This window comes from Bacillus sp. EU52 (genome assembly GCF_037964975.1).
Lineage (GTDB): Bacteria > Bacillota > Bacilli > Bacillales > Bacillaceae > Bacillus > Bacillus subtilis.
In genome coordinates this window covers 3254467-3276230 of record NZ_CP150177.1, presented here as the reverse complement: position 1 = coordinate 3276230, position 21764 = coordinate 3254467, and the positions used below count along the sequence as shown (strand labels likewise).

At 44.0% G+C, this 21764-nt stretch carries 23 protein-coding genes and 1 riboswitch; of the genes, 14 read left to right on the top strand and 9 right to left on the bottom strand.

What is annotated here, in order from left to right:
• Positions 1–16: 16 nt before the first annotated feature.
• On the bottom strand, positions 17–502 hold the full coding sequence (gene yvgO, locus NSU05_RS16875) for a stress response protein YvgO (RefSeq protein ID WP_014480858.1): 486 nt from the start codon (positions 500–502) through the stop codon (positions 17–19).
• 222 nt (positions 503–724) lie between these two features.
• Here yvgO and pgoN point away from each other — a divergent pair, with 222 nt between their 5' ends.
• Positions 725–1555 carry a glyoxal/methylglyoxal reductase gene (pgoN, locus tag NSU05_RS16870; protein WP_015483687.1) on the top strand — a complete coding sequence of 277 codons (831 nt, stop codon included), beginning with the start codon at positions 725–727 and terminating at the stop codon, positions 1553–1555.
• 30 nt (positions 1556–1585) lie between these two features.
• Here pgoN and modB read toward each other — a convergent pair whose 3' ends face one another.
• Positions 1586–2278 (bottom strand): molybdate ABC transporter permease subunit, encoded by a 693-nt coding sequence (modB, locus tag NSU05_RS16865; RefSeq protein WP_119899754.1) that lies wholly within the window; start codon positions 2276–2278, stop codon positions 1586–1588.
• Positions 2250–3032, bottom strand: coding sequence for a molybdate ABC transporter substrate-binding protein (modA, locus tag NSU05_RS16860; protein WP_003243706.1), 783 nt, complete (start codon positions 3030–3032; stop codon positions 2250–2252). The genes modB and modA overlap by 29 nt, the downstream gene beginning before the upstream one ends.
• A 110-nt stretch (positions 3033–3142) precedes the next feature.
• Here modA and NSU05_RS16855 point away from each other — a divergent pair, with 110 nt between their 5' ends.
• Complete coding sequence (locus tag NSU05_RS16855) at positions 3143–4069, top strand: substrate-binding domain-containing protein (protein ID WP_038430048.1); 927 nt, start codon at positions 3143–3145, stop codon at positions 4067–4069.
• A 28-nt stretch (positions 4070–4097) separates the two neighbouring features.
• On the opposite strand, the gene NSU05_RS16850 is transcribed toward NSU05_RS16855, so the two are convergent.
• Both NSU05_RS16850 and NSU05_RS16845 read right to left on the bottom strand, forming a co-directional pair.
• Positions 4098–5951 (bottom strand): LTA synthase family protein, encoded by a 1854-nt coding sequence (locus NSU05_RS16850; RefSeq protein ID WP_038429615.1) that lies wholly within the window; start codon positions 5949–5951, stop codon positions 4098–4100.
• Between the two features lie 99 nt (positions 5952–6050).
• Positions 6051–6533: a metal-dependent hydrolase gene (locus NSU05_RS16845; RefSeq protein ID WP_003228444.1), complete on the bottom strand. Its 483-nt coding sequence runs from the start codon at positions 6531–6533 to the stop codon at positions 6051–6053.
• A gap of 166 nt (positions 6534–6699) precedes the next feature.
• Here NSU05_RS16845 and sspJ point away from each other — a divergent pair, with 166 nt between their 5' ends.
• Both sspJ and NSU05_RS16835 read left to right on the top strand, forming a co-directional pair.
• A complete protein-coding gene (sspJ, locus tag NSU05_RS16840) occupies positions 6700–6840 on the top strand; it encodes a small acid-soluble spore protein SspJ (RefSeq protein ID WP_003221612.1) in 141 nt (46 codons plus the stop codon).
• Between the two features lie 116 nt (positions 6841–6956).
• A riboswitch (Lysine riboswitch) is annotated at positions 6957–7136 on the top strand.
• A gap of 103 nt (positions 7137–7239) precedes the next feature.
• Positions 7240–8649 carry an amino acid permease gene (locus NSU05_RS16835; RefSeq protein WP_021480593.1) on the top strand — a complete coding sequence of 470 codons (1410 nt, stop codon included), beginning with the start codon at positions 7240–7242 and terminating at the stop codon, positions 8647–8649.
• 286 nt (positions 8650–8935) lie between these two features.
• On the opposite strand, the gene NSU05_RS16830 is transcribed toward NSU05_RS16835, so the two are convergent.
• The gene (locus NSU05_RS16830; RefSeq protein ID WP_038429613.1) at positions 8936–9883 is read right to left on the bottom strand and encodes an iron-hydroxamate ABC transporter substrate-binding protein; all 948 of its coding nucleotides are present in this window, start codon (positions 9881–9883) and stop codon (positions 8936–8938) included.
• 205 nt (positions 9884–10088) lie between these two features.
• Here NSU05_RS16830 and NSU05_RS16825 point away from each other — a divergent pair, with 205 nt between their 5' ends.
• From NSU05_RS16825 to NSU05_RS16800, 6 genes are all read left to right on the top strand, one after another.
• Complete coding sequence (locus NSU05_RS16825) at positions 10089–11135, top strand: iron ABC transporter permease (RefSeq protein ID WP_032677074.1); 1047 nt, start codon at positions 10089–10091, stop codon at positions 11133–11135.
• Complete coding sequence (locus NSU05_RS16820; RefSeq protein WP_003244298.1) at positions 11135–12145, top strand: iron chelate uptake ABC transporter family permease subunit; 1011 nt, start codon at positions 11135–11137, stop codon at positions 12143–12145. The genes NSU05_RS16825 and NSU05_RS16820 overlap by 1 nt, the downstream gene beginning before the upstream one ends.
• A gap of 15 nt (positions 12146–12160) precedes the next feature.
• Complete coding sequence (locus NSU05_RS16815) at positions 12161–12970, top strand: ABC transporter ATP-binding protein (RefSeq protein ID WP_038429611.1); 810 nt, start codon at positions 12161–12163, stop codon at positions 12968–12970.
• Positions 12971–13140: 170 nt separating this feature from the next.
• Positions 13141–14334: an efflux RND transporter periplasmic adaptor subunit gene (locus tag NSU05_RS16810; protein ID WP_021480587.1), complete on the top strand. Its 1194-nt coding sequence runs from the start codon at positions 13141–13143 to the stop codon at positions 14332–14334.
• Positions 14318–15007 carry an ABC transporter ATP-binding protein gene (locus NSU05_RS16805; protein ID WP_014480848.1) on the top strand — a complete coding sequence of 230 codons (690 nt, stop codon included), beginning with the start codon at positions 14318–14320 and terminating at the stop codon, positions 15005–15007. Before NSU05_RS16810 ends, NSU05_RS16805 begins: the two co-directional genes overlap by 17 nt.
• The gene (locus tag NSU05_RS16800) at positions 15000–16229 is read left to right on the top strand and encodes an ABC transporter permease (RefSeq protein WP_014480847.1); all 1230 of its coding nucleotides are present in this window, start codon (positions 15000–15002) and stop codon (positions 16227–16229) included. Before NSU05_RS16805 ends, NSU05_RS16800 begins: the two co-directional genes overlap by 8 nt.
• A gap of 33 nt (positions 16230–16262) precedes the next feature.
• On the opposite strand, the gene rsiO is transcribed toward NSU05_RS16800, so the two are convergent.
• From rsiO to NSU05_RS16785, 3 genes are all read right to left on the bottom strand, one after another.
• On the bottom strand, positions 16263–16673 hold the full coding sequence (rsiO, locus tag NSU05_RS16795; protein ID WP_003243579.1) for an acid stress-sensitive anti sigma factor RsiO: 411 nt from the start codon (positions 16671–16673) through the stop codon (positions 16263–16265).
• Between the two features lie 60 nt (positions 16674–16733).
• Positions 16734–17891, bottom strand: a complete 1158-nt coding sequence (gene oxdC / locus NSU05_RS16790; RefSeq protein ID WP_033884879.1) for an oxalate decarboxylase — start codon at positions 17889–17891, stop codon at positions 16734–16736.
• A gap of 120 nt (positions 17892–18011) precedes the next feature.
• Positions 18012–18164 (bottom strand): YvrJ family protein, encoded by a 153-nt coding sequence (locus NSU05_RS16785; protein ID WP_038429609.1) that lies wholly within the window; start codon positions 18162–18164, stop codon positions 18012–18014.
• A gap of 200 nt (positions 18165–18364) precedes the next feature.
• On the opposite strand from NSU05_RS16785, the gene sigO reads away from it, so the two are divergent.
• The 4 genes from sigO to yvrG all read left to right on the top strand — a co-directional run bounded on the left by sigO (position 18365) and on the right by yvrG (position 21742).
• Complete coding sequence (gene sigO / locus NSU05_RS16780; RefSeq protein ID WP_072692766.1) at positions 18365–18895, top strand: RNA polymerase sigma factor SigO; 531 nt, start codon at positions 18365–18367, stop codon at positions 18893–18895.
• A gap of 3 nt (positions 18896–18898) precedes the next feature.
• Complete coding sequence (gene rsoA / locus NSU05_RS16775; protein ID WP_003228484.1) at positions 18899–19138, top strand: sigma-O factor regulator RsoA; 240 nt, start codon at positions 18899–18901, stop codon at positions 19136–19138.
• A 151-nt stretch (positions 19139–19289) separates the two neighbouring features.
• Positions 19290–20003, top strand: coding sequence for a two-component system response regulator YvrH (gene yvrH / locus NSU05_RS16770; RefSeq protein WP_003243545.1), 714 nt, complete (start codon positions 19290–19292; stop codon positions 20001–20003).
• A complete protein-coding gene (gene yvrG, locus NSU05_RS16765) occupies positions 20000–21742 on the top strand; it encodes a two-component system sensor histidine kinase YvrG (protein ID WP_032726840.1) in 1743 nt (580 codons plus the stop codon). The genes yvrH and yvrG overlap by 4 nt, the downstream gene beginning before the upstream one ends.
• The last annotated feature ends 22 nt before the right edge of the window (positions 21743–21764 follow it).

Below are 21764 nucleotides of genomic sequence, written 5' to 3'. Positions count from 1 at the left end.
CCAGCTTTTTTCTATATTAAGGGCGATGAAATGCGACAGTGCTGCCATCCCGGTCGAACCAGCCTCTGAAGGCCCAGTTGATCCAGCCGCCATCGCCTTTGTTTGTAAAGGTTCCATCTTCAAATACCCAAATGCCATACGTAATGCCGTCGTAAACGGCTGAGCCGTAAAATTGCACACCGTTCAAATGATCTTCATATTCCTGGCTTAAATTAAAGACCATGACATTATATTTTTGGCCGGATGCGTAGAAGGAAGACTCCATGAGGTTTTTCACAAACCCATCCCTGTTCTGTGCGGATTTGATGGCATCAGCGATCTGGTTGGCAATTCCAAGTACATCCAGATTGACGTTTAAACCTACATCAGCGGCAGTTGTTCCAGCAGCAGTTGTCTGCGACATCTTCGGAGCAGGATTTTCTTCAGCGGAAGCAAAGGACAAAGGGGCAATTGTCAAAGCGGCACCAAGAGCAAGTGTCATTGGGATACGAATACGTTTCAAGTTGTTTCCTCCTTTGTTTTCATTTGGTTACACTAAACGCATACCCTGCTCAATGTATTTGTAATCTCAATATTGTTAAAATAGGAAAAAAATAGTGTTTGGATTTGCCTGTGCTGTGAAAAAAGAAGCAAAAAGAGGGTCTTAAGCGTATTATTGGTATCGGCTGAGAGGAATGTGAGATAATATAGACGCTTACATTTCAGTGAAAGGGTGGATGTTCAAGTGCCAACAAGTTTAAAAGATACTGTAAAGTTACATAACGGAGTTGAAATGCCTTGGTTCGGTCTGGGTGTTTTTAAAGTAGAAAATGGTAATGAAGCGACTGAATCAGTGAAAGCGGCAATTAAAAATGGCTATCGCAGCATTGATACAGCAGCGATCTACAAAAATGAAGAAGGCGTTGGCATCGGGATTAAAGAATCCGGTGTGGCAAGAGAAGAGCTCTTCATCACATCAAAAGTGTGGAATGAAGATCAAGGCTACGAAACAACGCTTGCTGCCTTTGAAAAAAGCCTGGAAAGATTACAGCTTGATTACTTAGATTTATATTTGATCCATTGGCCTGGCAAAGATAAATATAAAGATACATGGCGCGCGCTTGAAAAGCTGTACAAAGACGGCAAAATTCGCGCGATCGGCGTCAGCAACTTCCAAGTTCATCATTTAGAAGAGCTGTTGAAAGATGCTGAAATCAAACCGATGGTGAACCAAGTTGAATTTCACCCTCGCTTGACGCAAAAAGAATTAAGAGATTACTGCAAAGCGCAAGGCATTCAGCTGGAAGCGTGGTCTCCGCTCATGCAGGGACAGCTTTTGGATAACGAAGTGCTGACACAGATTGCTGAAAAACACAATAAATCTGTGGCTCAAGTGATTTTGCGCTGGGATCTGCAACATGAAGTTGTAACCATTCCAAAATCCATTAAAGAACACCGTATCATCGAAAACGCTGATATTTTTGATTTCGAATTGTCTCAAGAAGACATGGACAAAATTGACGCATTAAATAAAGATGAGCGTGTCGGCCCAAATCCTGATGAGCTTCTGTTTTAATCAAAAAACTCCCCGTTATGGGGAGTTTTTTTAGTGCGTTTTTTTCTGTTGAATGAAAAACAGCATCAAAAAGGAAATGACAACAATACAGACGACCCACGCCCAAGCAAGAGTATTGTTGCCGGAATCCAATGCGACATATATCGCCGTCGGCAGGGTTTGCGTAACACCGGGGATGTTTCCTGCAAACATGAGTGTTGCGCCAAATTCTCCGAGCGCCCGCGCAAGGCTGAGGATGCTTCCGGTCAGCAAAGAAGGATAGGCAAGCGGGACGGAGATATGGATAAACACTTTCCATCTGCTAGCGCCGTCTACCATTGCCGCACCTTGTATATCGGGGTCAATGTCAGCAAATCCGGTTTTGGCTGATTGATACATAAGCGGAAAGGCTACAACAGCCGAGGCGATCACAGCGGCCCACCAGGTGAAAATGACAGGCTGCTGGAAAATCCACTCGATGGCTTGTCCGATGAAGCTGTGCTTTCCGAAAATGACGATCAGAATAAAACCGACAACAGTAGGCGGAAGAACGAGCGGAAGCATAAAACATGTTTCGAGTGCCGTTTTTCCGAAAAATGATGCCCGTGACATCCATGCTCCAGCAAGTGTTCCGAGAATAATGACAACAATTCCGGCAACTGCCGCCACCTGAAAGGAAAGCACAACGGGTGTGAAAAATTCTGAAGCGCCTATGCTACTCGGCAGTAAAGCCATATTTCTCAAATACTTTCATTGCTTCATCAGATTGCAGGTATTCGTAAAATTCCTTCGCTTCCTTACGGTGTTTTGTATCTTTTACGATTCCTAACGGATAGACAATTGGGCTGTGTGTATCTGCTTTTGCCTCGTCAACAATGTTGACCTTTTTCGAGACTAGGGCATCTGTTTTATAAACAACACCTGCGTCTACATTGCCGGTTTCAACATAAGAAAGAACTTGGCGAACGTCTTTTCCATACACAATTTTATCCTTCACTTTGTCCCATAAAGACAGCTTTGTCAGTGATTCTTTCCCATAAGCTCCTGCCGGTACGGATTCCGGAGTGCCAAGAGCGATTTTTTCTGATTCAGCCAGATTGCTGAAGCTTGTCACAGGTGAATCTCCGTTTTTCGGTACGACCAGCACAATTTCATTACCGACTAATTCAGTGCTGTCTTTTTTTGCGATATCTCCATCATCCACCAGCTTTTTAAATTTATCCTCAGCAGCTGAGAAGAACAGATCTGCTCCTGCTCCTTGAGAAATCTGTTTTTGCAAGGCGCCGGATGAGCCATAGTTATCTTGGATGGTTATATGTTGATGATCTTTTTCATAATTTTTTTGGATTTCCTCAAGTGCATCCTGCGCGCTGGCGGCAGCTGAGATGGTTAACGTTACTTTTTTCTCGCTGTCCGTTGAAGACTGGTTTGAAGAACAGCCTGCTACAAGCAGAAAAGCAGTTAAGGCTGCGATGAAAATAGAATACTTCTTAAACATGATTGCACCCCTTATCATTAGATATAACTAATTATAACTGATTATGTTTGGTTTATGTGGGTTTTTTTACATTCGGCGAAAAGGTATAATAAAATAGGAGAGTGATGATGATGAATGAAACCTCTTCCTATACGATAGAAGAAGTTGCAGGTCTGCTGAAGGTATCAAAGCTGACCGTTTATGACTTGATTAAAAAAGGCGTGCTGCCTGCTTACCGTGTCGGAAGGCAGATGCGTGTGGATGAAGAAGATTTAAAGCAATATAAAACGAATATGAGAATGTCTCAGCCCATCGCTGCAAAAGAAGCGCCGAAACAGGTGCAGGAGGCTGAGCCGGACGGCAGACCAAATGTCATGATCAGCGGACAGGACATTTCGATGGATATCCTCAGCAAGCATTTGGAGAATGCCATTCAGGAGACGCCGCTCCGTAAATACAAAGGAAGCTTAAACAGCCTGATTGATATGTATCAAGGCAAGTGTGACATTGTCAGCCTCCATTTGTACGATGCAGAAACGGGCCAGTATAACGCGCCTTATGTAAAACGGATTTTGACAGGTGAACCGTTTTGTCTCATCAATGTCGTTCTCCGCAAAGCAGGACTGTATGTGCAAAAAGGGAATCCGAAAAACATTCAAGGCTGGAAAGACTTGAAAAGAGCCGATATCCGGATCATCAACAGGGAAAAGGGTTCTGGCGCAAGGGTGCTCCTTGATGAACAGCTTGGCTTGCTTGGTGTGAATCCGGCTGATGTAGTGGGATATGGCGATATCGTGACTGATCATTACGCTGTCGCTTCACAAGTTTCAAGCGGACAGGCTGACGCGGGAATCGGGGCGCAGCACGCGGCACATATGGGCAGTGTTGATTTTATCCCGCTCATCGACGAACAATATGATATTGTCGTTTTGAAAAAACATGAGCAGCTGCTTAAGGCCGTGAAGGAGATTTTGAATTCTGAGGAATACAAGGGGAATTTGTCTCAATTAAACGGCTATGAAACGAAGCTGACTGGCAAGGTGATATTGGAAACGTAAAAAATCCCTCTTGATAGAGGGATTTTTTTCATTCGGAAAACCTGAGCAGGTCACCATTTAAAATTTTATCAGAGAAAGACAGTTCTTCGTTTGCTTTCTCCTTATAAGGGAGGCACGCATCCTGATCTTCCAGCACTTCACCTGTTTTTTGGCTATAGCACGTGTTCTTTGTGTATATATAATCGTTCGTAATAAAGCTGCCGTTTCGCAGAACGGCGAATGGGGTGCGGTCGCCCGACAGCAAATCATTGCCGAATTGGATATCGCCTTTTGTCTCAACGCCGAGCAAATGCATCAGCGTCGGCCTGACGTCGACCTGTCCCCCGGCATCAGGGATGGTTTCCGGCTTTTGATCGGTGATTCCCGGGATATGTATGATAAACGGCACCCGCTGGAGCTGAACGTTGTCATACGGTGTGATTTCGTCTTTCCCTAAAAACTCAGCCATTGCCTCGTTATGGGCTTCAGAAATGCCGTAATGATCTCCCATAAATACGATCATCGAATTTTCGTATAAGCCTTCGTCTTTCAGTTTTTTGATAAAATGCTTCAATGCTTCATCCTCATAGCGAACCGTGGTCACATAGCGGTTTAACAGATCACTGCTTGAATCGAATTCATCTATCAGCTGATCCTTTTCATCAATCTCAAACGGAAAATGATTCGTTAACGTGATAAAACTGCTGTAGAACGGCTGTGGCAGGCTTTTCAGCTTTTCGGCGGACTGCTCTAAAAATTCTTTGTCTTTTAAGCCCCAGCTTGTCGATGTCCCGGGAGTGACATGAAAATCATCAACATCAAAAAAGCGGTCAATGCCAAACGTATCGTACATGACATCTCTGTTCCAAAATGTTTTATGGTTAGCATGAAAGACGGCTGAATAATAATCGTGCTGTTTCAGCGATTTATACATCGTATGAAATTGATGGTCGCTTTTCGTGAAAAAGACGGCGCCGCTAAGGGAAGGATACAGTGAGTTAGCGACGATAAATTCTGAATCTGATGTTTTTCCTTGTTCTGTTTGCTGATAGAAATGATCAAAGGAATAGCTTTTTTTTATGAGATCATTCATAAATGGGGTAATTTCTTTTCCATTTACTTTTTCATTCAGAACAAAGCTTTGGGTCGATTCAAGTGTTACAAAGATGACATTGCGCCCCTTTGCAAGACCGAATTTGCTTTGATCAGGCTTGCTGTAATCAGCCTCTGTGTAGTTTTTAATGGCAGTTATACTGTCTTCATCGGCAAAAGCTTTCGCGCTGATATTAACAGTCTGAGAAATTGTATCGTAAATATGGAACTGAAACAGACCGATGCTTTTGACTAGCATTTCCCGGTCAAAAGAATGTGCCAAAAGCTTCGGCTGCTGTACTTCTGCAAGTGCCAGTGTGCATAAAAGCATGCCGCAGGAAGCTGCATAGTACCGTTTGATCGTGCGGGGAGCGGCTTTTGTCTGTGGGTGTTTGGTTTTTCTGGCGAACAGCAGCAGAAAAACCAAATCCACAAACAGGGCGATAAACAGAGGATGGAACAGTTCTTTTACACTGCTGCCCATATCGCTCATGTTGCTGGCCTGAAATAAAACCGGGATGGTAATAAAATCGATATAAAAGCCGTAAAAAATCGTATTAGAGATCAAGATAACAGTCAGAACCAAATTGGCGATCAGCAAAAAGGCCCGCTGCTTGTTTTCTTTTAGAAACAGGCCGATCCCGAATAAAGGAAGAATAAAGCTGAGCGGGTTGACCAGCAGCATTAGCTCCTCCAACAGAGTATCGATTTGCAAATCAAAGCCGAGTTTATATATCACATACGTTTTGATCCACATAAATAAGATCGAAAAACATAAAAACCGCTGATTGTGAAAAAAGGTTCCTTTCATCAATATGACTCCTCGCGTTTTCTTGATCATCTGCATGAAATGCTTCTTAAGTAAAACCTACTAAAAACAGCCGGTTCAGACAAGTCTCAGCACTCATGTTTAAAACATGCGCCCATGAAACAGCATATAAAAGTAGTAACATGAAGCAAGGGTCAGGCCAGCTAGCACGAGCTGCTCAGAAAAACTGCCTGTCTTCATATATAATGGAAGCCGAACGCGGATCGTTGAAGGGAATAATAATTTGATTCCGTTTACCGTCCAAGCGTCAAGAATCAAGTGGCTTGCCATTCCGATCATCAGGCCGGCTGATATGTTTTTATCTGGAATGTATGTAGAAGTGATAAAAAACATGATGAGCATAAACAGCAAGCTGTGTGTAAATGTACGATGGCCAAAAACGGAGCTGACCACTTTCGATAAAATAGGAAATTTTCTCCCGATTTTGCTTTGTGTGTGGCAGATATCGGGTATTAATGCTCCAACCGCGCCTGACGCAGCCATAAGCACTGGATCAAATCCATAATAATAAGCCGCTGCCGTACAAGAAGCGATGCCTCCCATGATGTGTGTTTTTCCTGTCATTTGCCGCTTCTCCTTTTATCTTTTGCAAAAAATCTCTGAATTACAAATATATCAAGAGAATGTATGTTTGATCAACAGGACTTTGGACGATAAAAAATATCCCGCATAATTTTTCATAAAAGAGGCATCTTAAACATGTACCTATTTTTTAAAAGAGGTGATACGAATGGGTTTCTTTAATAAAGATAAAGGAAAACGTTCCGAAAAAGAAAAAAACGTAATCCAAGGAGCTCTTGAAGATGCTGGTTCAGCTCTAAAAGATGATCCGCTTCAAGAAGCTGTGCAAAAAAAGAAAAATAATCGATAATCACATGCGGATAGGGCTTGGCCCTATCCGTATTTTCCATCTGTTCCCTTTGACAGATCATCCTTTCTTTGATAACCTTCTGGGAGTAACTGAATAATTAAATCCTCACTCTTTCTCAGTGAGGTAGAGGTTGCGCGGATGATAAGTCACACATGCCAGGCTGACAGGGGCTGTTAAACATGTGTAAAAGGCATCAGCGCCGAAGTGTGGAGAAAGCCGATCCTTCTCTATGCTGGGACTGTATCTGAATAAGTGCAGGACTGCCGCGTGCTTTTTCGCGGAGGGCTATCCGGAGATCAAGGGTGTGTGTTTCTTTAAGCATGGACTTTTGTTCAGGCTTTTTTTGCGTTTATATGATCTCGGGGTCTGGTCCGTACAAAGAATCATGGAGGTACTGGAATGGAACAGACAAAAAAATGGGGTTTTTGGTTATTAACGGCGTTTGTCGTTGGAAATATGGTTGGATCAGGAATTTTCTCCTTGCCGAGCTCGCTTGCTTCAATTGCGAGTCCGTTTGGAGCTACGTCCGCCTGGCTTTTGACAGGTGCCGGCGTGCTGATGATTGCACTTGTGTTCGGACACTTGTCCATTCGCAAGCCTGAACTGACAGCGGGACCGCAAAGTTATGCAAGAGCGCTGTTTTCTGACCCGAAAAAAGGCAACGCTGCCGGTTTCACAATGGTGTGGGGCTACTGGGTGGCGAGCTGGATCAGCAACGTGGCGATCATCACAAGTCTCGCCGGTTACTTGACTTCGTTCTTCCCGATCTTGGTTGATAAACGTGAGATGTTTTCGATCGGCGGGCAAGAGGTGACACTCGGCCAATTACTGACGTTTGCCGTATGTACGATCTTGTTATGGGGAACGCACGCGATTCTTGTTGCCAGCATTAACGGCGCAAGTAAATTAAACTTTGTCACAACGCTTTCTAAAGTATTAGGTTTTGTCTTCTTTATCGTTGCCGGTTTGTTTGTGTTTCAAACGACATTATTCGGTCATTTTTATTTCCCGGTTCAAGGAGAAAACGGCACAAGCATTGGAATTGGCGGCCAGGTTCATAACGCCGCGATTTCTACACTGTGGGCGTTTGTCGGAATTGAATCCGCGGTGATCCTGTCCGGCCGTGCGCGCTCTCAGCGTGATGTGAAACGTGCGACAATTACCGGCTTGCTGATTGCCTTGAGCATATATATTATTGTGACTTTAATTACGATGGGTGTTCTGCCGCATGATAAGCTTGTCGGCTCTGAAAAACCATTTGTTGATGTACTCTATGCGATTGTTGGAAACGCGGGAAGCGTGATTATGGCGCTTTTGGCTATCCTTTGTTTATTCGGAACGATGCTCGGCTGGATTTTGCTTGGCTCTGAGGTGCCATACCAAGCCGCTAAAGCAGGAGATTTCCCGGCATTTTTTGCAAAAACGAATAAAAAGGGAAGTCCGGTCATTGCACTCATTATTACAAACGTCATGTCACAGGTCTTCATTTTCTCGGTTATTTCCCGGACAATAAGTGACGCATTTACATTTTTAACGACAGCGGCTACACTCGCATATTTAATTCCGTATCTGGTATCTGCAATCTACAGCTTGAAGGTAGTCATCAAAGGTGAAACGTATGACCAGCTGAAAGGCTCCCGTGTAAGAGACGGATTGATCGCGATACTGGCGTGTGCATACTCCGTGTTTGTTATCGTAACAGGCACAGCAGATTTAACGACATTTATCCTCGGCATCGGTTTATTCTTTGTCGGCTTAATCGTTTATCCATTTGTGAGTAAAAAGTTCCAGAAAGAAAAACAAGCATAATGAAAAGACACCTGATTTGCTCAGGTGTCTTTTTTATAAAATCACAATTTCTTCTGTTAAGAATCCGTTCGTTAACCTAGCTGACAGGAAAGCTGAAATCGAAAGAAAAACTTTAAGGCACAATCGAATATGCAAAAAACGTTTTTCAGTCTCTCCAGCATAAAAAAACTGATCGCGATGAGGATGCAGCTTAATATGAATGGCTCAAAGAAAATATCTGATATGATTCAAATTGAGCTGTTCCTTATAAATTTGCAAAAGAGCCGCGGGCAGGCGGCTCTTTTGTTTATTTAGTCAAGCTTTCCGTAATAAACTTCAGTTGTCCTTCTAATGAAATCGGGTCAGAGAAATAGAAACCGATCGGATCCATCTTGTAGACATGGCCATTTTTAACGGCATTCAGGTTCTTCCAAATGGAGCTTTCAAAAACGCCGCCATCATCACCGCCTGATTGCCATGGGCCCGCGAAAATGTAATCCCCGGCAAAGTCAGGGAGCTTCTCTAATGAAATACTTGTATAACCTGGCCCCTGGTCAATGGCTTTTTCTTTTGTCAGCTTTGTAGCCTGCAGGCCAAGGTCTTTGTAAATGATGCTTCCGCCTCTTCCAAAGTCTTTACCGAATACGTAAATGTCTTTTCCGTTCGTTTGCATAATGGAAATGGTTTTGTCACCGACCGCTTTTTTGATTTTTGTTTTAGCGGCCGCAACTTTTTTATCCCACTTGGCCAGCCATTTTTCAGCTTTATCTTCAGTTCCCGTCATTTTTGCAAATTCTTTCAGCTGTTCGATGTTGTCGAGCTTATCGTATTTTACTGCGACAGTCGGCGCAATTTTTTCAAGCTTTTTAATATCAGCGCCCTGTGTTGTCCAGACGATAATCAGGTCAGGGTTCAAATCAATGACCTTTTCAACCGAAGTGCCGTCTCCGATGTTTTCAACGCCGTCGGTTTTTCCTTTGTAGTAAGGGTTTTTAAATACATTCTCAGGCGCACCGACAACGTTGATGCCGAGTGTTTTGAAGTAGCCGTAATAGCCGTCTGCCATGACAACCACCCGTTTAGGATGCTTCGGGATTTTTACATTTCCGTTTTCAGCCTTGTATGTAAAGGTTTCTGCGCCTTTTGAATCAGAGGCAGAACCTTTGCTTTCTGAGTTATTCCCGCAGGCTGCCAGCGCTGCAATCAATAACAGGGCAAAAAACGCGGCTCCGAGTTTCTTGTATATATGGGTCATATCTCATACCTTCTTTCTAAAAAATAGATGAAAAAGAGAATCATTATCATCTGTGATTATACCACTGCAAGTGCCGGTTGACACGATATTTTTGCAAATGCATTTTCATTTTTGTTCAAAACACTCTATTAAATCAGCTGAAAAAAGTGATATACTGAAACAGCAATTGATAATCATTATCAGTAACAGAAAGGAAGTACGGCAGTTGAGTCAACATAAAAATATACGGACTGCATCAGAAGAAATCCAATGGACGTCAAGGACATATGGCGCGGTCATCGTCCTTATTGCAGGTCTATGCCTGCTTTGCCTTGGCGCATTTTTATCCATATCCCTCGGTGCAGCGGATATTCATTTGCGCACTGTATGGGACGCCATTTTTCATTATCAGCCGACAAAGACATCTCACCAAATTATACATGATCTTCGGCTTCCGAGAACGGCGGCTGCCGCGCTTGTAGGCGCATTGTTGGCAGTGTCGGGAGCAATCATGCAGGGGATGACGAGAAACCCTTTGGCAGAGCCTTCGATTATGGGTGTGACATCAGGCTCTGCGTTTGCGGTTTCGATTGCGTTTGCCTTTTTTCCCGGACTTTCTGCAATGGGGCTTGTGCTATGGTCCTTTGCGGGAGCGGGGCTGGGGGCATCGACGGTAATGGGCATCGGCTTGTTTTCAAGGGGCGGACTTACGCCTGTAAAGCTTGCTCTGGCGGGTACGGCAGTTACTTATTTCTTTACCGGCATTTCAACTGCCATTGCAATCCGCTTTGATGTCGCTCAGGATATCAGCTTTTGGTACGCTGGCGGGGTAGCGGGTGTGAAATGGTCGGGGGTCCAGCTTTTGCTTATTGCAGGGGCTGTCGGTTTAACGCTCGCGTTTTTTATCGCCCGATCTGTGACAGTGTTAAGTCTCGGTGACGATCTGGCGAAAGGGCTTGGACAATATACATCAGCAGTGAAACTGGTGGGCATGCTTATTGTAGTAATTCTGACCGGAGCTGCGGTTTCCATTGCCGGCACCATTGCATTTATCGGGCTGATCATTCCGCATATTACCCGTTTTTTGGTCGGTGTGGATTATCGGTGGATCATTCCTTGCTCGGCGGTGCTCGGTGCTGTTTTGCTTGTTTTTGCTGACATAGCGGCCAGACTCGTAAATGCGCCCTTTGAAACGCCTGTCGGTGCGCTAACTTCTCTGATCGGCGTTCCCTTTTTCTTTTATTTGGCACGTCGTGAAAGGAGAGGGCTGTAATGAAAACAAAAACAAACAAACCGCTTATTGTAATGGCTGTGACCTTTTTGCTTATCGTGGTGGTCTTTTTTATCAGTCTCAATTTGGGCGTTATCAAAATTGCACCGCTTAAAACGCTTCAGGTCTTTTTCGGCCAAGGAACGGCGCGTGATGAACTTGTCTTATTTGAGTTCAGGCTGCCTCGGATCATCCTTTCTTTGCTTGTTGGAGCAGGGATCTCCGTAGCTGGAGCCATTTTGCAAAGCGTGTCTCAAAATGAACTTGCCGAGCCTGGTATTCTCGGAATTAACGCCGGCGGTTCACTTGCTGTAGTGCTTTTTATATACTTTTTTCAAGGGTCAGCTTCAGATCTCAGCTTTTTCGGAACATTTATGCTGCCATTCAGTGCTTTGGCAGGAGCAATCCTCGCTGCGTTTCTCATTTATATTCTGGCATGGAAAAAAGGCGTGACACCGATTCGGCTGATTTTAGTCGGCATAGGGGTGAATGCCGGATTCAATGCCCTGTTGCTGATTTTTCAGCTTAAGATGGACCCTCATGATTTTATGCAAGCCGCGGTTTGGATATCCGGCTCAATATGGGGGGCGAACTGGAATATGATCTGGGCGATTCTCCCTTGGATTGTGATCTTGCTTCTGTTTACTTTATATAAGGCACGCTATTTGAACATTATGCAGCTCGGAGACCAATTGGCGACCGGGCTGGGCACCGCTGTTGAAAAGGAAAGACGGATTCTTCTTCTGGCAGCGGTTACTCTTGCCGCTTCATGCGTGGCAGCTGCGGGGGGCATTGCGTTTCTCGGATTGATCGCGCCGCATGTGGCTAGAAGGCTGACCGGTCCACGTCACCAGACGCTGATACCGGTCTCCGCCTTCATCGGCTCATTCCTGTTTTTGCTTGCTGATACGCTGGCGAGAAATGTATTGGCACCATCAGAAATTCCGGTCGGACTTGTCATTTCCGTGCTAGGTGCGCCTTACTTTATTTATTTATTGATGAAAGCGAATTAGAGGAGGGGGCCGAATATGAATTCATTATCAACGGAACAGCTTGGAATCGGTTATGGCGACAGGGCGATTGTAGAGGATTTAAATATATCGATTCCTAAAGGGAAAATTACCACCTTAATTGGCCCGAACGGCTGCGGGAAATCAACGATTTTAAAAACAATGTCCAGAATTATGCGTTCACATGCAGGTGCCGTCTATTTAAACGGCAAAGCGATTCATAAAATGTCTACAAAGGACATTGCAAAAGATATGGCGATTCTTCCACAGACACCTGAAGCGCCGAGCGGCCTAACAGTGCACGAATTGGTGTCGTACGGCAGGTTTCCGCATCAATCAGGATTCGGCAGATTAAATGACGAAGACCGACGGATTATCAAATGGGCGCTTGAAGAAACAGGCATGGCTGAATATGCTGAACGGCCGATTGAGGCATTGTCAGGCGGACAGCGTCAACGCGTGTGGATTGCCATGGCGCTTGCGCAAGGGACGGAACTGCTTCTGCTGGATGAACCTACAACGTATCTTGATCTTGCACATCAGCTTGAAATTCTGCAGCTGCTTGACAGACTCAACAAAGAGCAAGGGCGGACGATTTTAATGGTCATTCATGATCTTAACCATGCAGCTCGTTTTTCTCATTATATGATCGCGCTCAAAAAAGGCACGGTCATCAAGGAAGGAACTGCTCTGGAGGTCATGACACCAGACATTTTGAAGCAGGTATTTCAGATTGATGCCGAAATCGTGACTGATCCCCGTACAAATAAACCTGTATGCTTGACATATGACTTGATTAAAAATGAAAAAGAGCTAGTTACTGTATGAAAAAATCCCGGTTTGAAGCCGGGATTTTTTTTATTCGGCTTGGAAAATACAATTTTTCTATTTGATTCCGTCATTTCAATAAAAGGATTGCAAGTCTTTTTGAATTAATAGATAATATTGGTTAGAATGTTTCGAAAATATTACATAGTTTACAGAAAGAGGAGATCGTTGTGTCCAAGAAGAAAAAATGGCTTATTGGCGGTGCGATATGTGCCGGTGTGCTTGTATTGGCTGGGATCGGCGCTGGCGGTTTTTACTTTTTTACTCACATGAACCAAGTTGCCGTATCATCGGAGCCCTATGCTGAATCGGTCGCGGTATACATGGGAGGAGATTCAGAATCAGGCCAAACGTTTTCTGGAAAGGTTGAACCTGAGAAACAGCAGAAAGTATACATAGATTCAGAAAAAGGCAGCATTAAAAAAACATACGTCAAAGAAGGCGATCAGGTTAAAAAGGGCGATAAGCTTTTTGAGTATGAGGGCGAGGATCATTCTGATGAAGTGGAGCAAGCCAATTTGCAAATTGAAATGACAAATCTGCAAATCAACCGTTTGCAAAAATCAATAACGGAAACGGAAAAGAAGCTGAAAGTTGCAGGGAAAGAAGAGAAAACCCAGCTTCAAGATGAACTTGACCAAGCCAATTTCGATTTGAAAACAAGCCAGCTTGAACTGAAGCAGCATCAAAAAGAACTGGCTGGCCTGACGAAAAACAAAGGTTCCAATGTCATTACAAGCAAGCATGACGGAATCGTTCAAAGCGTCAATCAGGATATCGCTGACGGTGCAACAGGCGACCAGGCAGCAGGCCCGTATATCCAGATTGTTTCGACAGGCAAATATCTGGTCAAAAGCCAAATCAATGAGCTGTTAATGGACACGATCAAAAAAGGCAGCAAAGTCAGGGTCACGCTGAAAACAGGCGGTGAGGGCGAGTGGAAAGGAAAGGTCACCTCGATCGGCAAGCTTCCAGCGGGAGCAGGCGAGGGTGAAGAATCAGAAAGCTTTGCTGATGAAGAAATGAATCCCCAGTCCTCTAACTATCCTTTCACCATTTTATTAGACAGCCATAAAGGTCTTGAAGTCGGCTATCATGTCAACATCGAAGTGATGAGTGATAATGCTGATGCGGACACGATCAAGCTGCCGTCCGACATGGTCATTCAGGATGACGGCGAACCGTACGTATGGAAAGCTGATGAGAATCACAAAGCGGTTAAGCAGCCTGTTGAAATCGGAGAGACTGATGAAAATGACATGGTGGAAATTAAGAGCGGCCTGACGCCGGAAGATTATGTGATCTATCCTGATCCCGCGGTCAAGGAAGGAAAGCAGGTTACAGTCAATGCTGACACTGAATAATATTTCGAAGTCGTACAAGCTGGGAAAAGAAGAAGTTCCAATCTTGAAACATATCAATCTGACTGTTCAGGCGGGGGAGTTTTTAGCTATTATGGGGCCTTCCGGTTCTGGAAAGTCAACGCTAATGAATATTATCGGCTGTTTGGACAGGCCAACCTCAGGAACCTATACGCTTGACCAGATCGATATATTGAAAGGGAAAGACGGGGCTTTAGCCGAAATTCGCAATGAATCAATCGGGTTTGTGTTTCAAACTTTCCATTTGCTGCCGCGTCTCACCGCGCTGCAAAATGTCGAGCTGCCGATGATCTACAATAAAGTGAAGAAAAAAGAGAGAAGGCAACGGGCATATGAAGCGCTGGAAAAGGTCGGATTAAAAGACAGGGTCTCCTACAAACCGCCTAAGCTGTCCGGCGGCCAAAAGCAGCGGGTGGCGATAGCGAGGGCCCTTGTCAATCAGCCGAGGTTTATTTTAGCTGATGAACCGACCGGGGCGCTTGATACCAAATCAAGTGAACAAATTTTGTCACTGTTTTCTGAACTGCATCGGGAAGGCAAGACCATTATTATGATAACCCACGACCCGGACGTCGCCAAAAAAGCTGACAGAACCGTTTTTATCAGAGACGGAGAGCTGGTATTAGATGAGAGAGGGGATATCAGCCATGCTTGAACATATTCGAATCTCCTTTCAATCCATTTTTTCTCATAAATTAAGATCGATTCTGACAATGCTCGGCGTGATTATCGGCATAGCGGCAATCATCGCGATTGTTTCAATGCTGAAGGGCCAAAGTGAGCAATTAAAGCAAAGTATGATCGGCATGGGAAACAACGCGATCAACGTTGTCTACCAGCCGTCTGGCGGAGAAGAGGAGAGCGGCGGCCCTCAGGTGTCGTATGCGTCCGCGCCGCCTGTAGCGGAAGAAACAGTAAAGGCGATCAAATCAGATCCGATGGTCAAAGGATTATCCTTATATTACTTGTCAGAAGGCGCGAGCGTTTTTCATTTAACAAACGTTTCGTATCCCCAAGTGTATGGAGTGGACGATGATTACTTCGACATGTTTCCAATCCGAATAACCGAAGGGAGAAAGCTGACGGAAAACGATTTAAACAGCACACACCAAGTAGTGATGATCAATGAAGCTGTCAGAGATGAACTGTTTCCAGACGGAGAAGCTCTGCATAAAAACATTGAGATGAATGGTGTGCCGTTTAAGGTCGTCGGTGTTTTTAAAGAAAAAAATCAACAGGAAAGCATGTTTGAAGGCGACTATGCGAACCCGGTTTTGTACGTGCCGAAAAAAGTGTGGCCGCTTATTGAAGGGTTTGACGCGCCAACACAGATTGCCGTGCAGGCTGATTCTTCTGAGCATATCCAAGAAGCGGGTGTAATGGCTGCAGATCTTTTAAATCAGGGACTGTCAGAAGCTGAGCTGGAAAAAGCAGAGTACAGTGTAATGGATCTTCAGGAGATCGCGCAGGAAGTGGAGTCCTTTAATCAGTCATTTGCATTGCTGCTTGGCGGAATCGCCAGTATTTCACTTTTGGTGGGCGGTATCGGCGTCATGAATATTATGCTCGTTTCCGTAACGGAGCGCACGAGGGAAATCGGAATTAAGAAAGCGCTCGGTGCTAAGCGGCGTGTGATTTTATTTCAATTTTTAACCGAGGCTGTCGTGCTGACAAGCATTGGCGGAATACTCGGTGTGCTGGCGGGCTTCGGCATCGCCAAGCTGCTGACGGTCATTTTTCCGATGCCTTTTATCGTCTCCATTCCAGCTGTTGTCGGAGCACTCATCTTTTCAATGGCAGTCGGCATTATCTTCGGCTTGCTTCCGTCTATCAAGGCTTCGAAGCTTCAGCCTGTAGACGCGCTTCGCTATGAATAAAAAGAACGCATCCAATTGGAATGCGTTCTTTTTTTAGCTGGGAAGAGCCGAGTTGCATTTGTCTAAAATCAAAAAAACGGCTGCGACAATCATTTCTTCTGTGGTGGACAGCCAGATGTCGCTGATCAATTGGTCTGTTGTATGAGCAGTCATCCACAAAAATAGCAGCTGTACGATGCCGGCAAGGAGAATGAATAGACGTTTTCCTGTCTTGAAAAATGTAAAGCTATGTATCATCAGCCTTTCAAATGGTTCAAAGCATAATCCGAGAACAAGAAATACCACGGCAAAAAGCAGGACATGAGCTGCTGAGCGGTAGCTCGTTCCCGCTAAAGAAAACAATATATAGATGACAGCAAAATAGGTCAACACCACTGCTGCTGCGGCCAGCAAGTACTTTATGGAGAGCCGCAATAAGCGTTTTGAAGGGTTTTGATGTTTCACTGGTTCAGCTCCTTATGAAGGCTTGCAGAGAACGAGTGCTCTCTGCAAGCCGCAAGTCTTTTATTTACTGCATTTCTTTTTCACTACTGGGTGCTTTTCTTTTGAAAGCACATCAGTAAAGTCTTTGCCCAAGTCAAGGTGCGCTTGAACAAATGTTTCAGGAAGCATGGCAAGCCATTGGTTTAAAGATACATCAGCATAATGGTCGTCTTTGAAGATTTCTAAAAAGACAAGCGGTTCATCCCCGATGTTTTCAACGTAATGACCCATTGCAAATGGTACATATCCGACATCACCGGCTTGGTAATTAAACGTTCTGGCATGGCCGTCAGATGCAAAAACGGTCATTCTAGCTTTACCGGAGATGTAGTATTGCCATTCGTGGGTATTCGGGTGCCAGTGCAGTTCTCTCATGGCGCCGGGTTCTACTGTTACGAGCGCTGATGCGATGGTTTTAGACACTTTGAAGTTTGTCGAATCTGCAATGTATACTTTTCCTCCCTCAGATTCGATCGGCTCTTGTTCAAGAAGGCGGTAAGTAAATGGATAAGGCACTTCGCCATTCGGCCCTTCCACAATATCATCTTTTAAACTGCCAGGAAGTTGGTTTTCAAATATATATTTTTCTTTGCCAGGCAAATTGGAAATCTCTTCTTTTGTCACGCCGAAGTTCGCAGCAATGACTTCTTTTGGAGTGTGGGCCAGCCAATCTGTCAGCTGGAACGTGCTGTTTTCAGAGAATGATCCATCGTCAAACACTAGCAGGAACTCAGCTCCCTCATCCAGCGCTTGGATGGAGTGCGGCAAGCCTGACGGGAAGTACCAAAGGTCTCCTTCACCTACATCGTCAATAAAGCTGCGCCCTTTTTCATCTACAATTGTGACTCTTGCACTTCCGTAAATCATATAAGCCCATTCTGCTTCTTTATGCCAGTGAAGCTCGCGAATGGCGCCTGGCTTCAGCCGCATATTTACGGATGCAAGGTTTTCTGAAATCGGCAATTCACGTACTGTCACTTCACGGGCATATCCGCCTTTTTCTAATCGGTTATGAGTATCAGAGAACGAAAACTTCATATTGCTGACGGTGCCATGATCGGTTTCAGGCGGAACGAGCATATCAGGGTTTTGCCGGTCTCTTTCAATATTGCGCGGGATTTTTACCGTTGCTCCTTTGTCTCCTCTAATTGGCTGCGGAATGTCATTTTGTTTTTTCATGAAATGTTTCCTCCTTACATTTAAATGTGATAGCAGAAAGAGAAGGTGAAAGGCCTTTCGTTTTCCCTTCTGTTTTGTTAAGTGAAAAAAACCAGTGAAAAGTCAACTTCGATTGAAAAATTATTTTTTTGCATGATCTTTCATTTCTGTCATTAGTTCTATTAGTTGATCAAACTTCTTTTCGAATCGGGTCAGCAGATACATTGCAATCAGCGCGGGAAACCCCAAATTGCCGATCTGTTTTACGACTTCCTCTATAAAAACCTGATCCATAGGAAAATACCTCCCTTCTTTTTCTGCAGTCATGTATGTAAGTGAGGAAAACCGATAAAACGTAAACTGCTGCAAAGTATTTTGGAAGACACTAGGCGGAAAGTAGTAGTTTACTTTTTTTTGCTTTCCTTCATTTAATTTAGTAGGGAGGCGGTTTGATGGACTATCAAAGTCTTTTACGGTCAAAATGTAAGGAGATAATGAAGCATCCCATCGTGAAGCATTTTTTGAGCAATCCTCAGCATTACCGTTTGTTCAAAAACGTAATGGAAAGCCCTAACGAAAAAGATGCAAGATCATTGGACGAGCTATTTAAGCAATTTTATAAAGAAATCCGCATCGTCAAGTATATGAATTCAATGATTCGCATCTTTTCTATTGATTTTGATAAGCGGGTTCGCAAAAACCAAAAACGGTATCCGCTGACGGTTGATCATCCGGAGGCGGGAGATCGGCTTCCTTCCGAAACAGGTAGCGATGCATTTGAAGAATTTTTAGACAGGCAGGATGATTTGAGCCAGCATGTACAGGATTACCAGCTCTACCAAGCGATCCAGAAGCTGACTGACAAACAAAAAAGTGTGCTGACGAAAGTCTATCTTCACGGTGCCACGATGCAGGAGATTGCAGATTCATTAGGGGAGTCCCGACAAAACATCTCCAACATTCATAAAAAGGGGCTGGAGAATATCAGAAAGCAGTTAGCGGCGCAAAAAAAGGGGGAAAAGTAAGCTGTGGACGGCCAGTTTGAACAAAAAAAGAAACAAAAAGACGAGACTTATGACATTGAGCACCTGATTGCATGCTTTTCACCGATGATCAGAAAAAAACTCAGCAATACGTCCTATCAAGAAAGAGAAGATTTAGAGCAAGAGCTGAAGATCAAAATGTTTGAAAAGGCTGATATGCTTTTATGTCAGGATGTACCGGGGTTTTGGGAGTTTATTTTGTACATGGTAGATGAGAACTCATAATATTTTCATATGAAAAAACATCAAAAGGGAGCGCTTGTTTGCTCCTTTTTTGCTGTTTTGATTTGCCAAGCTCCAATGTATTCAAAAATGTACCATAAATAAACGATATAATGATAAGATGAAAAAAACAGTGACAGAAAGGAACATAAAAGTGGAAAATGCGTCAATTTTAATCGTAGACGATGAGAAAGCGATTGTGGACATGATCAAACGCGTTCTCGAAAAAGAAGGTTATCGAAATATACTGGATGCGGCAAGCGCAGAAGAAGCGATTCCCGTTGTGAAGGCCAATAAGGTTGACTTGATTGTGCTGGATGTCATGATGGGCGGAATGTCCGGTTTTGAAGCCTGCACATTGATCAGAGAGTATTCAGACGCTCCGATTTTTTTCCTGACGGCAAGATCATCCGACGCGGACAAATTATCGGGCTTTGCGGTTGGAGCTGATGACTATATCACAAAACCATTTAATCCGCTGGAATTAGCGGCGCGGATCAGAGCGCATCTCAAGCGTACATATCAATCGAAAGAAACGAGTTCAAATCAAACCTACACATATGATTACTTTACTTTTTCTCCGCAAAATGCCGAGTTGATCGTAGGCGGGGAAGCCGTTGCCTGTTCAGCCCAGCTTCTGCAGCTTTTGCAGTATTTTTGTGAACACCCTAACGTGGTGCTTTCCAAAGATCAAATATATGAAAAAGTATGGGGCTATCCTTCCTACGGTGACAACAACACCGTCATGGTTCATATTCGCAAGCTTAGGGAGAAGATTGAGCGCGATCCGAGCAATCCGGAGTATATTGTAACCGTTCGAGGTCTCGGCTATCGTTTTATCCCAAATCCTGAAGGCAAGCGGTCATGAGGTTAAGATGGAAGTTTTTGTTTCACTTTTTCGGCCAGATGCTGATTGTGATCCTGCTGCTTACGGTTATGCTTGTTGCATCGTTTTTCTATTTAGACGCCCGTTTTAGCGATGCGGAATCCAATTCAGGGCTGACGAAAGCAACGACCGACACACTTGAGGCATATCTCGATGTAAACGAAGACGGGACATGGGAAGTGGATAATTTCCTGAAGAAATCTGTTGATAAACAGCACGGCTGGATGCAAATCATTGATTCGGAAGGAAACACTGATTATTCCTACGGCGTGCCAAAAGACGTGCCGGGCACCTATACCAAGAAAGAGCTTTTGTCTATTTATAAAACCAAAAAGCTTCATAACTATAAACTGAATTATTGGGCCATCAATATTGAAGATAAGTCGTATCTTCTATTGTCCGGCTGGAAATCAAAAAGTGAACAGCTCCTGACTTCCGTTGAAAAGCGTGAACAAAAGATAGACTCACTAGCGCACTATAAGTCTAGTACCATCGACTATATTAAACGGAAAAAAGGCGCCATTTACCTGTTAGACAGCAATGGAAAGATTCTCGACAGCATCAATAGCACAAAAAGCGAAAGAAAAACGATGAACCAGCTGGAGCTGCTTAAATACAGCTCTAAGCCTTGGAACTATAAGCGGGAAATTTCCGTTAAGATCCTCAATAAAGACAGATGGATGGTCGCTACGGTGCCAAACCCAGTCTATGTAACCGATCAGGAGTTTAACAAATCATTCCTGAAGGTTGTATTAAAAGCGATGTTTCTCGTGATGGCCGTTTTGTTCATGTATATCATTTGGATGACCGTTTGGTATATGTTCCGATTCGGGCTGCCGATTTTTCACACGATTAGATGGCTGGTCAATCTGTCAAAAGGGAAGCTTGAGGAACCTAGAAACCGGGAAGGCCGTCCTGTCAGCAAAAATAAAAAGGGAAAAATCAAACAGCCGTACCGCTTCTTCGGTGAGATATTTGAATCAATGGATCAGCTGACTGAAACGCTGAGAAGGGATAAAAGAAACAGAGAAAAAATCCAGGCGACAAGGGAAGAATGGATTGCCGGTTTGTCACATGACTTAAAAACACCGCTCAGCAGCATTTACGGCTACAGCATGATGCTCGAGTCGAAGCAGTATGACTGGTCGCCGGAAGAAGTGAAAGAAATGGGGCAGGTTGTCAGAGAAAAATCTGAATACATGTCTAAGCTGATTGAAGACTTAAATTTAACGTATCGGCTGAAAAATGATGCTCTTCCTATTGAGAGAAATCTCACTAGCCTTATCCCGTTTTTTAAAAATGTCATTGAGGATTTTAAGAAAAATCCGTTTTCTGAAGGCTATGATATCTCGTTTGTATCCAAAGAAGAGCATATTGAATTTGCCCTTGATGAAGCGTGGTTCAGGCGCATATTAGAAAACCTCCTTGGGAATGCCGTGAAGCACAACGACAAAGGAACAGAGATTCAAGTCATTCTGGAGCAAACAAAAAATCATATATCTTTAAAGGTGAAGGACAATGGGAAAGGAATGGATGAAGAAACGATTACCCATTTGTTTAACCGTTACTACAGAGGGACGAACACAAAAGATTCAACTGCCGGAACGGGTCTCGGGCTCGCGATTGCCAAGGAGCTTGTCCATCTGCATAACGGAACGATCCATGTGAACAGCAGAATGAACATTGGAACGGTCATTACCATCCTTTTTAAAAAACAATAAACATCAAGTGGTTTGGACACCT